Source organism: Arthrobacter sp. CAL618, assembly GCF_000468215.1.
In the GTDB taxonomy this organism is placed as follows: Bacteria; Actinomycetota; Actinomycetes; order Actinomycetales; family Micrococcaceae; genus Arthrobacter_D.
The window spans coordinates 1-12,310 of the sequence record NZ_ASZW01000166.1; the positions used below are offsets into that span (position 1 = coordinate 1).

The 12,310-nt window shown below is 64.8% G+C and carries 17 protein-coding genes; 12 read left to right on the plus strand and 5 right to left on the minus strand.

Annotation, left to right across the window (positions count from 1 at the left end):
• A partial coding sequence (locus tag K728_RS0110265) for a DUF1684 domain-containing protein (protein ID WP_024476633.1) occupies positions 1-247 on the plus strand: 247 nt, incomplete at its 5' end.
• Positions 248-275: 28 nt separating this feature from the next.
• Positions 276-1,925, plus strand: coding sequence for a stealth conserved region 3 domain-containing protein (locus tag K728_RS0110270; protein ID WP_019481960.1), 1,650 nt, complete (start codon positions 276-278; stop codon positions 1,923-1,925).
• Positions 1,926-1,976: 51 nt separating this feature from the next.
• Here the strand turns inward: K728_RS0110270 and K728_RS0110275 are convergent, their stop codons facing one another.
• Positions 1,977-2,930: a phosphodiesterase gene (locus K728_RS0110275; protein WP_024476635.1), complete on the minus strand. Its 954-nt coding sequence runs from the start codon at positions 2,928-2,930 to the stop codon at positions 1,977-1,979.
• A gap of 319 nt (positions 2,931-3,249) precedes the next feature.
• Between K728_RS0110275 and K728_RS20605 the strand changes: the two genes are divergently transcribed.
• Positions 3,250-3,426: a DUF1059 domain-containing protein gene (locus K728_RS20605; RefSeq protein ID WP_019481958.1), complete on the plus strand. Its 177-nt coding sequence runs from the start codon at positions 3,250-3,252 to the stop codon at positions 3,424-3,426.
• Complete coding sequence (locus K728_RS0110285; RefSeq protein ID WP_024476636.1) at positions 3,426-4,568, plus strand: EAL domain-containing protein; 1,143 nt, start codon at positions 3,426-3,428, stop codon at positions 4,566-4,568. The genes K728_RS20605 and K728_RS0110285 overlap by 1 nt, the downstream gene beginning before the upstream one ends.
• Positions 4,569-4,574: 6 nt before the next feature.
• Here K728_RS0110285 and K728_RS0110290 read toward each other — a convergent pair whose 3' ends face one another.
• The 4 genes from K728_RS0110290 to K728_RS0110305 are packed head-to-tail and all read right to left on the minus strand — an operon-like array spanning position 4,575 to position 8,343.
• On the minus strand, positions 4,575-5,651 hold the full coding sequence (locus K728_RS0110290; protein WP_084442869.1) for a glycine betaine ABC transporter substrate-binding protein: 1,077 nt from the start codon (positions 5,649-5,651) through the stop codon (positions 4,575-4,577).
• Entirely contained in the window at positions 5,626-6,408 is a 783-nt protein-coding gene (locus K728_RS0110295; protein ID WP_019481955.1) for an ABC transporter permease, read from the minus strand. The genes K728_RS0110290 and K728_RS0110295 overlap by 26 nt, the downstream gene beginning before the upstream one ends.
• A complete protein-coding gene (locus K728_RS0110300) occupies positions 6,405-7,709 on the minus strand; it encodes an ABC transporter ATP-binding protein (RefSeq protein ID WP_024476638.1) in 1,305 nt (434 codons plus the stop codon). Before K728_RS0110300 ends, K728_RS0110295 begins: the two co-directional genes overlap by 4 nt.
• A complete protein-coding gene (locus K728_RS0110305; protein WP_019481953.1) occupies positions 7,702-8,343 on the minus strand; it encodes an ABC transporter permease in 642 nt (213 codons plus the stop codon). Before K728_RS0110305 ends, K728_RS0110300 begins: the two co-directional genes overlap by 8 nt.
• A gap of 279 nt (positions 8,344-8,622) precedes the next feature.
• On the opposite strand from K728_RS0110305, the gene K728_RS0110310 reads away from it, so the two are divergent.
• The 8 genes from K728_RS0110310 to K728_RS0110345 all read left to right on the plus strand — a co-directional run.
• Entirely contained in the window at positions 8,623-9,102 is a 480-nt protein-coding gene (locus K728_RS0110310; RefSeq protein ID WP_024476639.1) for an Asp23/Gls24 family envelope stress response protein, read from the plus strand.
• Positions 9,099-9,290: a DUF2273 domain-containing protein gene (locus K728_RS0110315; RefSeq protein ID WP_019481951.1), complete on the plus strand. Its 192-nt coding sequence runs from the start codon at positions 9,099-9,101 to the stop codon at positions 9,288-9,290. Before K728_RS0110310 ends, K728_RS0110315 begins: the two co-directional genes overlap by 4 nt.
• Positions 9,287-9,700, plus strand: coding sequence for a hypothetical protein (locus K728_RS0110320; protein WP_024476640.1), 414 nt, complete (start codon positions 9,287-9,289; stop codon positions 9,698-9,700). Before K728_RS0110315 ends, K728_RS0110320 begins: the two co-directional genes overlap by 4 nt.
• A complete protein-coding gene (locus K728_RS0110325; RefSeq protein ID WP_024476641.1) occupies positions 9,697-10,278 on the plus strand; it encodes a DUF6286 domain-containing protein in 582 nt (193 codons plus the stop codon). Before K728_RS0110320 ends, K728_RS0110325 begins: the two co-directional genes overlap by 4 nt.
• A gap of 96 nt (positions 10,279-10,374) precedes the next feature.
• Positions 10,375-10,878 carry a hypothetical protein gene (locus K728_RS21905; protein WP_024476642.1) on the plus strand — a complete coding sequence of 168 codons (504 nt, stop codon included), beginning with the start codon at positions 10,375-10,377 and terminating at the stop codon, positions 10,876-10,878.
• Positions 10,875-11,441 (plus strand): RNA polymerase sigma factor, encoded by a 567-nt coding sequence (locus K728_RS21910; RefSeq protein ID WP_019481947.1) that lies wholly within the window; start codon positions 10,875-10,877, stop codon positions 11,439-11,441. Before K728_RS21905 ends, K728_RS21910 begins: the two co-directional genes overlap by 4 nt.
• On the plus strand, positions 11,438-12,037 hold the full coding sequence (locus K728_RS0110340; protein WP_024476643.1) for a hypothetical protein: 600 nt from the start codon (positions 11,438-11,440) through the stop codon (positions 12,035-12,037). Before K728_RS21910 ends, K728_RS0110340 begins: the two co-directional genes overlap by 4 nt.
• Positions 12,030-12,310: hypothetical protein (locus K728_RS0110345; RefSeq protein WP_024476644.1), on the plus strand; the 281-nt coding region annotated here is incomplete at its 3' end. The genes K728_RS0110340 and K728_RS0110345, both read left to right, overlap by 8 nt.

Sequence of the window (12,310 nt, forward strand, 5' to 3'; positions counted from 1 at the left end):
GCTGTTCCTGCCGTTGCGCGACGGGTCTGCTGGCACGGCCGGCGGGACCTACGGCGGTGGCCGCTACGTGCTGGACACGGTGAAGGGTGCACACCTTGGCGTTGTCGGCGAACGGCTGATCATCGACCTGAACTTCGCCTACAACCCGTCGTGCGCCTATGACGAGGCGTGGGCCTGCCCGCTGCCGGGTATCGACAACCGGGTGGACACCGAGCTGCGTGTCGGGGAACTGTACTCCACCTACTAGAGGTCCAGCCAGACAAGTCTGCCCGGTCGTGGGCAGGCTTTATCATGGAGCTAAGACACCTGACAACCCTCTGGAGGCTCACATTACGGACACTGCCGCCCAACACGATATCTACTTCGGCGCGCCGGAGCCGGTCAATGAGGCCGAAGTCCTTGAGTCCGCGTCGCGCGACGCCGTCGCACGATTCAACGACCGCACCGACATCACCACCGTCAAGCGCCGGTTCACGCTGATCAACCAGAACACCACGCCGCACCAGGCCATGGTCGAGGATCTGTTGTTCATCCGCGCCGCGCTTGAGGACGCCGACATCGAGTACCTGTTGGTGCGCGGAAATGACGAGCGCCCGGTCATCGCCATCGATCTCAAGTTCCGTGAACGCCTCCGGGAGGCCCTGGTCACCGCCTGCAAGAACGAGCCGTTCTACTCGCGCACCGTCGACACGAAGCGCCGGACCACCCTGCTGGTCACCGATGGCTCCCTCTCCCACAGCGGCAAAGCGCGGATCTTCCGGCTGTTCCGCCCTCGGATTGAACCGATCGGCGGCCTGTCCTTCGGCCCCTCGGCCGGTGTGCAGATTGAACTCTGGAAGCTCGACGGCGACACCATCGAACTGCCGGTCGAGAATTCATTGACCCGCCGGACCCTCCCCTCCTCCGAGGTGGTCCGCGGCTCAGTCGAGCGACACGGCCTGATGTGGCCCACCATCGACAACATGTTCGCGGACCATGCGACGGATATCGACTTCGAAATCGATCTGGTCTTCTCCTGGGTGGACGGTAGTTCGCCCGAATACCAGGCAGCCAGGGCGGCCCGGATGAAGGACGCAGTGGTGGGCGAAGGCGACGACCATGAGGCCAGGTTCCGCCAGATCAATGAACTCAAATATGCCCTGCGATCGGTCTACATGTTCGCGCCGTGGGTTCGGCGGATCTTCATCGCCACCGATTCGGAGTGCCCCGAGTGGCTCGCCGATCACCCCTCGGTCACGCTGGTCCGCTCGGAGGAACACTTCAGGGACACGTCGGTGCTCCCCACCCACAACTCGCAGGCGGTCGAGAGCCAGCTGCAGCACATTCCGGGTTTGTCGGAGCACTTCCTCTATTCGAACGACGACATGTTCTTCGGCCGTCCGGTATCTCCCGAGATGTTCTTCTCCCCCGGCGGGATTACCAAGTTCATCCAGGCTGACACCCGCATTGGGTTGGGGGACAACGACGCCGAACGGAGCGGCTTCGAAAACGCCGCGCGGGTCAACCGGAGGCTACTGCACGACCGGTTCGGCCGGATCACCACCCGACACCTTGAGCATACGGCTGCACCCTTGCGCCGCAGCGTCCTGCTGGAAATGGAAGAGGTGTTCGCAGCCGAGTTCTCCGCGACCGCAGCCTCACGGTTCCGTGCCAAGGACAACATTTCGGTCACCAACTCGCTGTACCACTACTACGCGTTGCTGACCGGCCGGGCCGTCACCCAGGAATCCGCCAAGGTGGCCTACATTGACACCACCATGCGGTCGGGGCTGCGCAGCCTGAACAAACTGCTGGATAAACGGCATACGGACTTCTTCTGCCTCAATGACGGGAGCTTCCCCGAGGTTCCCGCGGAGGAGCGAGCACACCTGGTCACCGACTTCCTGGAGAAGTATTTCCCCCTCAAGGCGCCCTGGGAAAAGTAGGTACCGCGAGGTGTAGGGCCGGAGCGAGGTGGGGATCGAGCTGAGAAGGGTTCAGGCGATACCCGACCGTCCGCCAGCGAGCCGGTGCCTAGGCCCCGGTGAGCTGGCGCTGAGGTGTCGCGGCGGCGATGCGTACCCCGGCGGCGNGGCGTCGAGCCGGCGGCGTGTTTCCACGAGAGGCACGGTTTCCCCGACGGGCCGGTAGGCACCGATCGGGACCACCGAGTGGACGATCGTGTCGTCGTACACGTGCACCAGGTTGTAGGCCTGGGCGCCGTCCTGCCCGCGGGTGCCGCCGCCGTCGTACCCCAGATCCTGGGTGTAGCAGGTGGCCGAGGCCACCGACACCGGCACCCCGGCAAAGGTGGCGGTGGTCGAGTAGTGCAGATGCCCGGCCAGGATGCCGCGCACATCGGTGCCGCGGACGACGTCGGCCAGCTGGCGTTGGCCACGGAGTTCCACCAGGACCGATAGGTCCTGTACACACGGAATCGGAGGGTGGTGCAGGGCGAGCAGGGTGCCGTTGGGCGCCGGGGTCAAAAGCTCGTTGGCGAGCCACACCAGCTGCTCGTGGCTGAATTCGCCGTGGTGGTGGCCGGGGACCGTCGAGTCCAGGGTGATGATGCGCAACCCGTTGATGAGGTAGCTACGGTCGATTGGCGCTGTGTCTGGTGCCTGGTCGAGCAGACCGACCCTGAAGTTGGCCCGATCATCATGGTTGCCCATGGCCCAGATTACCTCCGCGCCAAGTTTGGCCGCAGCCGGTTCAACAATGGCGCGGAGCTTCGCGTAGGCATTGGCTTCACCCTTGTCGGCCAGGTCCCCGGTGAAGACCAACGCCTCGGGTCGGGCGCCAGAGGCCTCGAGTTCGGAGAAGATCTGACGTAACCGGGCTTCGCTATCCACCGCCCCGTACAGTGGCCCGGGCCCGCCGAGCAGGTGAGTGTCGCTGAGGTGGAGGATAAACTGCTGCGGCCGAGGATGTTCGGCCGTCCGGTAATTCATGGTGACCTTCTAGGTAGCTGGCGGTAACCGTTTACAACCTAATTGACCTCCATCAAAGCAGAGATCAAGCCAATAGCGGGTGAACACAGCCCGGCAAGTCGGATAACGCTACGGACCTCGTCCGGGACCCTGGAGAGACTCAACGCACTGGCAGCACTTACACAGCTTGTTGAACGACCGATAGTCATGGCTGGTTCAAGTATTCAAATGAGCCGGTACTGGGGCAATCTTCCTGGACCGCCGGGGCGAATAACACTTGAAGCCAACACGTCCAGCAAGGTAATTCCCCGCCAACGAAGGCGGAGCACAAGGAGATTCGATGAAATCGTTTGCATGTGGTGATGTGGTCCCCGGTTGCGAGGCCAAATGGGTGTGCAGCACCGACGACGAGATCCTGGCCCAGGTTGGCGCCCACGCGGCTGCAGTGCACGGTCTGACCACGGTGCCAGACAGCCTGGTTCAGTCTGTCCGCGGTGCCATCCAGCCGGTTAGTTGATGCCCGCAGCTAGCCCCTCCCAGGCCGGCAGCAGTGACGCGCCGGATTGGGAGGCGCTGCTGGCGCGTGCCTGCCGGGGCGAGGGACTGGCCGCGGCGTACCAACCCATCATCGACACCGCCCGCGGCATCGTTGTTGGCTACGAAGCCCTGGCACGTTTCCCGGGCTTCGGCGAGAAGAATCCCGAGGTCTGGTTCGCGGCCGCACGGCGACACGGCCGGGCCGCCGACCTCGAATCGGCCGCGCTCCGGGTTGCGCTCCAGGCCCGTCACAGTCTGCCAGCGAACTGTTTCCTCACCCTCAATGTTTCCCCAGAGCTGCTCACCTCCGAGAGCATCCGCAGCGTGTGGCGGGAGGAGGGGAACCTGGGCGGGCTGATTGTCGAGTTGACCGAGCAGACTCCCATCGAGTCCTACCTCGAGCTTGAGCCCGATCTGCACCAGTTGCGTGCCGCGGGCGCCCAAATCGCCGTCGACGACGCCGGCGCTGGCTATGCCGGCCTGCGGCATCTGCTGCAGTTGCGCCCCGCAATGATCAAAATTGACCGGGAGCTGATCCAGGACGTTGACCGTGACGAGGCAAAACGGGCCCTGATCGAGATGCTGGGGATTTTCGCCAGCCGGGTGGACGCCTGGATTCTTGCGGAGGGCGTGGAACGTTCAGAAGAACTGGATACCCTGGTCAGTCTCGGCGTCCCCCTGGTGCAGGGCTATTTGCTGGCCCGGCCGGGACCACCGTGGGCCGGACTCGACTTCGAGCTGGCGCATCGTCTCGCCGCCCGGCAGGTGGCGGATACGAAGACGGTGCTGCGCGACGTCGTTGAGCCCGCCCCCGCCGTGCTGAGCATGGCCCAGGCAATCGAGGTTTTCACCGCCGATCCCGGGCTGGCTGCGGCGGTGCTGATTGATGCTGATCTGCGGCCAGTTTCGCTGCTCACGCCCGATGCCGCAGCGCTGGGAGTTGTCAGTCAAGGACTGCGGGCGAATCTTGACACTCCCCTGGCTGCGGCCCTCGACCGGTCGGTCACCCGCGAACCTGCCCACCGGTTCGAACCAATCCTTGTCACCGACAACGCTGGCCGGTTTTCTGGGATCGCCCGCCTGGAACGGATGATCACCGCCCTCACAGCGAGCGAGCCCTAGCGGGCCCTAGCTGTCGGAGCCGAGCGGCCCCTCCGGCTCGGAGATGAAGCCCTGCTCCACCATGAAGTCGAAGGCGACGTCCGCGGGTTCTTCGCCCTCGACGTCGACCCGCAGGTTCATGGCCCGCAGCGCCTCGTCGGTCAGGGTCGGGGCAATTGCACCGAAGACGTCCTCAAGTTGAGGGTGCGCCTCAAGGGTCTCCGTGTAGAACACCGGTGCCGCATTGTAGGCGGGGAAGAAGCCGAGATCGTCCTCAAGGACCGTGAGATCGAGCGCGTCGATCCGCCCATCGGTGGCAAATACTTCACCGAAGTTGCAATCGCCGTTATCGGTAGCGGTGTAGACCGCTCCCGTATCGAAAATGCTGATGTTGTCATCGGGGACGCCGTCTGCTTGACCCCGCTCCATCCCGTAGTGGGCGAGCATGGGGTTCATGCCATCCGGGCGTGAGTTGAACTCCGCCTCGACGCAGAAAGTCCTTTCCTCCACCGGCAGTTCGGCGATTTCGGAGATGGTGCTGATGCCGCCGAGCTCCTCGACGGCCTCGCTGCGCACCGCGATCGCGTAGGTGTTGTTCAGGGGCGCGGTGTCCCCCCAGGTCAACCCGTTCTCCAGATCAGCCTCGTAGACTGCGGCGAACTGCTCCTCCTGGTTGGGGAACCCTTCGCTCATGCCAAGGTAGGTGAGCCACGCGGTTCCCGTGTACTCCCAGACCATGTCGGCCTGACCGGCGAGCACCAACTCACGCACGGGCTGGCTGCCGGGAACGTTGGTGAGGTCGGTGACATCGAATCCTGCCGCCTGGCCGGCGAGGACGGCAATCTTGCCGAGGATCAGCTGTTCGGTGAAGTTCTTGGAGGTGACGGTCAGGGGTTCGCCGTCGACAATTTCCGCAATGCTGCCAGGACCCGCAGCAGGGACGTAGGAGGTGGCTGGTTGCAGACCGCAACCAGTTGCCAGCAGCCCCGCGGACAGGACTGCCGCGGCACCGGCGGCACGCCGCAGCACCCGNCCCGCCGGGGCAGGGCGCGGTTGGGTGGTGTGGTGCTGGGAAGCATCAGAGTCCTTTCGGGCGGGCGACATGTTCGACAACGCGCCCAATCCAGTCGACCAGAAGGGCCAGGAGTGCCACCAGGACCGAGCCCACAACGAGGACGCTGACCAGGTTGAGGTTCACTCCGGTGATGATGAGAATCCCCAGCCCACCGCCGTTGATGAATGCCGCGAGTGCGGCGGTGCCCACGAGGAGCACCAGTGCGGTGCGGATACCTGCGAGCATGACGGGGACCGCCAGCGGCAGCTCCACTTTGAACAAGACGGCTGCGGCGCTCATCCCCATGCCCCGGCCGGCCTCGACGAGACGCTCATCAACCTGGTTGAGGCCAACCATTGTGTTCCGGAGAACGGGCAGCAGAGCGTAGAGGACCAGCGCGATGATGGCGGCGTCGAAGCCGAATCCCTGCCACGAGGCAAGGAGCACAATCAACCCGATGGCCGGGGCCGCCTGCCCAATATTGACGACGGCGAGCACCGGACCGGTGAGCCGTCGGAACGGCCCGCGGGTCAACAGGATACCAAGCGGGATGGCAATTACCAGCACGATAACCGCTGACACTGCCGTCAGGGCAAGGTGTTCAAGCGTGTAGCCGAGCAGTGAGTCTGGGTTGAGGGTGTTGAGTTCGGTCTCCGACAGGTCAGCGGTCAGAGCCCAGATGATCAGCGCGGCAAGCGCCGCCAGGATGCCGGCGAGCTGATAGACCAGCGGACGCCAGGAGGGCCCGGCGATATCCGCTTCGGCGGCAACGGCCAGAGGATTCTGGGCTGGTGCGGCAGCGCTCACTGGCCGGATCCCGTAGCCGGACGGGACGGCTCGCCGTCGTCGACGGAGCCATCCTGGCCCTCAACTGTCTGCAGCGTCCCGGTGTTGACGCCTACCGGGCGACCGGAAGAATGCGCTGAGCGGGCATGGGTGTGGGCGCGACCGATCGCGTCCATGATCGTTTCGACGTCGATCACACCGAGGAAGGTGTCGCGTTTCCCGGTCACCAGCGCGGCACCAGCGCTGGAGACCAGCATGGTGTCCAGTGCATCGTTGAGCGTCGCCCGGTCCCCGACGACGGGGAGTTTGGCGTCCCGGTCGTCGCTGACCCGGTCGATCCGGGTGAGCTGGCGGCGGGTGAGCCACTGGATTGGGCGGTTTTTCTCGTCGACGATGACGGCGTGGTCGTGCTGTGCCTGGTCGAGCCGTGAGAGTACGTCGCTGGCGAGGTCGCCACTAGTAGCGACAACCGCCTCGGCAAGGTCCACCTCATTGACGCGGGTCAGCGTGAGCTGCTTCAGCCCGGCACCTGACCCAATGAAGTTTTCGACGAATTCGTTGGCGGGGTTCGCGAGAATCCGTTCAGGAGTGTCGTACTGCACCAGCTGCGCGCCGTCGGTGAAGATGGCAATCCAGTCGCCGAGCTTCACCGCTTCGTCGAAGTCGTGGGTGACGCAGACGATGGTTTTCTGCAGCTCCGCCTGAATATTCAGGAGCTCATCCTGCAGCCGCTGCCGGGTGATCGGGTCCACGGCGCCGAACGGCTCATCCATCAGCAGCACGGGTGGGTCTGCGGCCAGTGCACGTGCTACCCCGACGCGCTGCTGCTGCCCGCCGGAAAGCTCCTTGGGAAAGCGGTCCCGATACTGGGCGGGATCCAGGGAGACCAGTTCCAGCAGTTCATCGACCCGCGCGGCGATCTTCTCTTTGCTCCAGCCGAGCATTTTCGGCACAATACCGATGTTCGTGGCGACACTCATGTGCGGGAACAGTCCACCGGCCTGAATGACGTAGCCGATCCGGCGCCGGAGGTTGTCCCCGTTAATGTCGGTGACGTCGTCGTCGTCGAGGACGATCCGTCCTTCGGTGGGCTCGATGAGCCGGTTGATCATCTTGAGTGTCGTGGTCTTGCCGCAGCCGGACGGGCCCACCAGCATGACGATCTTGCCTGCCGGGATTTCCAGGGTGAGACCGTCGACGGCCGGGGCATCCTGGCCCGGATAATGCTTGGTGACCTTGTCCAACAGGATGCTGGCCCCGGTAATACCGGAAGGTCCGGACTTCCCGGTGTTGTCGGTTGCTGTGGAAAGGGTCTCAGACACGGATACCTCGCGGGGTGGTTAGTCGGCCGAGGCCGATGAGCAGTACGTCGAGCACAAGGGCAAGAATGATGACGGCGATGACGCCGGTGGCAACTGATTCCAGCGCGTTGGCGCCGCCCAACCGGGAGAGCCCGGAGAAAATAAAGCCGCCGAGGCCGGGGCCGAGCGCGTAGGCGGTAATCGCGGCGATGCCCATCACCATCTGGGCAGACACCCGGATGCCGGCCAGGATTACCGGCCAGGCCAGTGGTAGTTCCACCTGCAGCAGGGTGCGGAACCGGCTCATGCCGATCCCCCGGGCCGATTCGACGATCGAGTTGTCAATCCCGGTCAACCCCACCACGGCATTCCGGAGGATCGGGAGCGCGGCGAAGAAGGACACAACGATGACGGCGGGAGTCACCCCGAAACCGAAGGGCGCGATCATCAGCCCGATGAAGGCGAATGACGGGATGGTGAGACCTACCGCTGAGACGCTGTTCGCAATCGACCTGAAGGTGCTGCTGCGGTAAACCAGCGCCGCGATGCCCACCGCGATCACGGTCCCGAGAATCAGGCACTGGACAACCAGGGAAAAGTGCTGCCAGCTGGCGAACAGGATTTGAGGCAGCCGGTCTCCAAAGAAATCCAACAAATCAATACCCTCTTCACATTGGTTACGTGTCAGCCTGCAGGCAAAATTCCGGAAAAGTCCGAGGCACGGTGAATTGGCCTCTTTTACACCCTACGCACATCAACATTAAGGAACCGTCACGCAGCGGTCACGATTGGCCTTCAATGTTGATGTGACCTGGCTCACTTTATCAGCACCGTGAGCTTCTTTCTGGCAGCTCCGTCTTAGGGACAGGTGCACTTGACGTGAGGGCACCCGTTTGACCGGACCATTGACTGATATCGATCAAGGAGCCACCTCATGACTACTCAGCCCCAGGACAAGACCCAGGCTTCCAAGCCGACCACCGCGACCGTCGTCGGGAAGAGCCCGAATGACGATGGCCGCGGCACCACTGCCATCGCCGACAACGTTGTTGCGAAAATCGCTGGCATCGCCGTTCACGATATTCCGGGCGTTTACGCCGTGGGTGGCGGGGCCGCCCGCGCTCTCGGTTCCATCCGTGACGCGATGGGCCAGAAGGACCACACCCAGGGTATTTCCGTCGAGGTCGGCCAGACCCAGGTTGCCGTCGACATCACCCTGGTCGTCGAGTATCCGCACCCGCTCAAGGAGGTCGCCGGCCAGGTTCGCGACGCCATCTACTCGGCCGTTGAGGACATTGTGGGCATGGAGGTCACCGAGGTAAACGTGACAGTCACCGATATCCACGTCCCCGGCGATGACATCGATGACGACGACGACGCCCAGACCGCACCAGCAGAATCGCGCGTCTCATGAGCCCGACCACCACCGGCATCGCCGTCGGCGCCACCCTCGCGTTGACTGCACTGATCTTCGGCTTCTGGGGTTTCGTCCTGGTGGCACTGTTCATGGCGATCGGCGCCTTCCTCGGCCGCACCGCGGAGGGGAAGCTTGACCTTGGCTCGGTGCTCGATGCCCTGCGGGGCAGGCGCTCCTCCTCATGACCGCGGCGACCCCGGCCAAGGCTAACCCTGCCCGGGCCACCCCGGCCGGGCTTAACGGGACCGGACGTAACGGGCACACCCGCGTCACGAAGGCGGCGCTGACCCACACCACCGAAGCCGTCGTCGCTGAGGTCTTTGGCGTCCCGCGCCGGGACGTGCGGGTCAGCCTGGCCGACGACGGCGGCGCCCTCGGGATGGCCGTGTCGGTGCCACTCCCCGCGCCCACCCTCCTCCAGGCTGCGCGGAACCCGCAGGCGGTAGAGCAGGGCGGAGGGACACTGTTCGAACGGGCCGAGAACGCCCGCTCAGGGATCCGGGCAGCAGCCTCTCGGGTGACCGGGTCGGAGGTGGGCCGGATCGACATCCGACTCACCGGCATCCACCCACCAGCGGAACGGAAACTGGCATGAGCGAACTGCTGCACACCCGGCGGCTCCTGCGCCGTGAGACCCATTCCTCCCGTGCTGGAGCATCGGTGACAGCCGCCGTCGTTGGCCTCCTGGGCTTGGCCTGGCTGGGAACCGAGGCTGTGTTGTCCCTGCTGGATCAGCCTCCGCTGGTCGCGAATCCTCCGTCGATGCTTCAGTGGGCGGCGGACCTGCCGGAGTCGACGCTCCCCTGGGGCCTGGCAGCAGCCGGCATCGGTTTGGCTCTCATCGGGTTGGTGCTTCTGCTGGTCGCCGTGACACCAGGGACCAAGGCGTTGCACGTGGTCGACCAGGACCGGACGGCTGTTGTCGTCGACTCGGAGGTGATCGCTGCCGCAGTGTCGCGGCGTACCCGGCAAGAGGCCGGACTGGACCCGGATCAGGTGTCCACCCGCGTCGACCGGCGACGCATCACGGTGGACGTCCGACCGACCAGCGGGTCGCCCCTCGATGAATCGACCATCCGGTCGGCCGTCGAGGATGAGCTGTCGGGATACGGGCTTCGTCCGGAGCCGACGGTTAGGATCAACATCAGGCACGAAGGAGCGTTGGGCATATGAGTTCCACACACCGCTGGTTGAACCGCACGCTGCTCGCTGTCCTTGGACTGATACTGGTGGCCGTCGGCGCGCTGACCGCCGCGGCGGGNGGGCCTCGTGCCGGACGTTGCCGAGGCCTGGACCTCGACCGGCGCCACGGCGGTCAACGGGCTCCCCGCCCTGTTGGCGTCCGCACCCCTGACCGCCGACACCAGTTGGTGGACCATCGCCGCGCTGGCGCTGGTCGTGGTGTGCGTTGCCCTGCTCATCGGGTGGATCGCTTCCCAGGGCGGCGGGCGGACCAGCACCGTGGGACGGCAAGGATCCGCAATGGGCAACACCACCGTAGAAACCTCGCTGGTGGCCGACGCGCTGCGGACCGCCCTGGAAGAAAACGGCCAGATCCTCGCCGTTGCGGTGTCCTCCTGGCGGGTGCGTCGCCAAACCGGCCTGCGGGTCAGGGTTCAGCCACGCCGTGGCGCCTCCCCGGGCGCCGTGGTCGCAGCAGCCAACGAAGCCATCGCCGGATTGGACACGCTGCTCGGCGAACGGATCCCCGTTCTGGTCAGTGTGCAGACCGGCGCCAGGACCCGGTTCACCCGCACCCGGAGAGTCGATTGACGGTCCCTGACCGTCCACGTCTCAACCTCGACGATGCGGCGGATTCGTTCCTGGTGGAGCGGGCCTCCGACGGCGACGTGTCCTCTTTCGAATCGCTCGCCCGACGCTATGGGCCACTAATGCGCGGGTATGCGCGCCGCCTTACCGGGTCGACGGCTGACGCCGACGACGCGGTGCAGGAAACCCTCCTCCAGGCCTGGAACCAGCTCGGCAAACTGCAGGACGGTTCGGCCGTGAAGCCGTGGCTGATGCGGATCTGCGGCCGCAAAAGCATCGATCTGATCCGGAAGCGCAAGAACACCGTCAACCTCGACGACGTCGAACCGTTTGACCACGGGCCCGGTCCCGAGCGGGCAGTCGAGCAGGACACCCAGATGCGTTCCCTGGTGGAAGCCCTGAAAAGGCTTCCACTGGAGCAACGGCAATGTTGGGTGCTGAAGGAAATGGGCGGGCAATCCTACGAGGACATTGCCAAGACGATGGACACCACGACCGACAGCGTTCGCGGTCGACTGTCGCGAGCACGCACCACCCTGATGAAGGAAATGGAGGACTGGCGATGAATAACGAGCTCCCTGACCCCGGTTGTGGCCATAGCCTCGACGAGCTTGAAGAATACCTGCGGACCGGACAGTCCGCGGCCGAGCAACACTACCTGCGGTGCCCCGAGTGCCAGGCCGGGCTGGCGGGGCTTCGCTCCCTGCAGCGCCTCAGCGGTCAGCTTGCGGCAGCTGACACCGAGCAGGCCGGATCGGCTGACGAGCCGTGGCTGCAATCGATCCTTGGCAATCTCCGGCTGGAAATGCGTTCCGGCCGGAGCATTCCACTGTCCAGCGAATATCCCGAGGACGCCTTCTTCGAAACCGAGGGGAGCCTGCTGGCTCTCATCCGGCGAATTGGTGACGACGTCGACGGCGCAACCATCGGCAAATGCCGGCTGCACGGCGACATCACCACCCCTGGCGCCGACGTCATGATCGAAGTGAACGTGACAGCCTTCTTCGGCTACCCGCTGCCGGCGATGATCGAATCCCTCCGATCGAGGATCGCGGCGATGATCAGCACCCATTCCGAGCTCAACCTCACGTCGATCGACGTGACCGTAACCGATGTCCACGAGCATTTCAGCCCAGCCCCGAAGGGAGCGGTGAATGAATAAGAACCAACTAGCCCTTCGCGTCCAGGAGATCATTGCTGGGGTGGAAGGAGTCGCTGGCTTGTATCCGGCGCGGTCGGCCGTGCTCGCCGGTATCGCGAGCACCCTCGGTGCCAACGAAACGGTGGTCGCGGTCGACACAGCCGATACCGGGCTGGTCATCAGGGCACGGATTGCAGCGCTGACGGGCGCCCCGGCACCCCGGCTGGTCCGCGACGTGGCCGCCGCGGTCCGGGCGGAGCTGGGCGGTCTTGCCGGTGACGCCCGGGCGGGCTC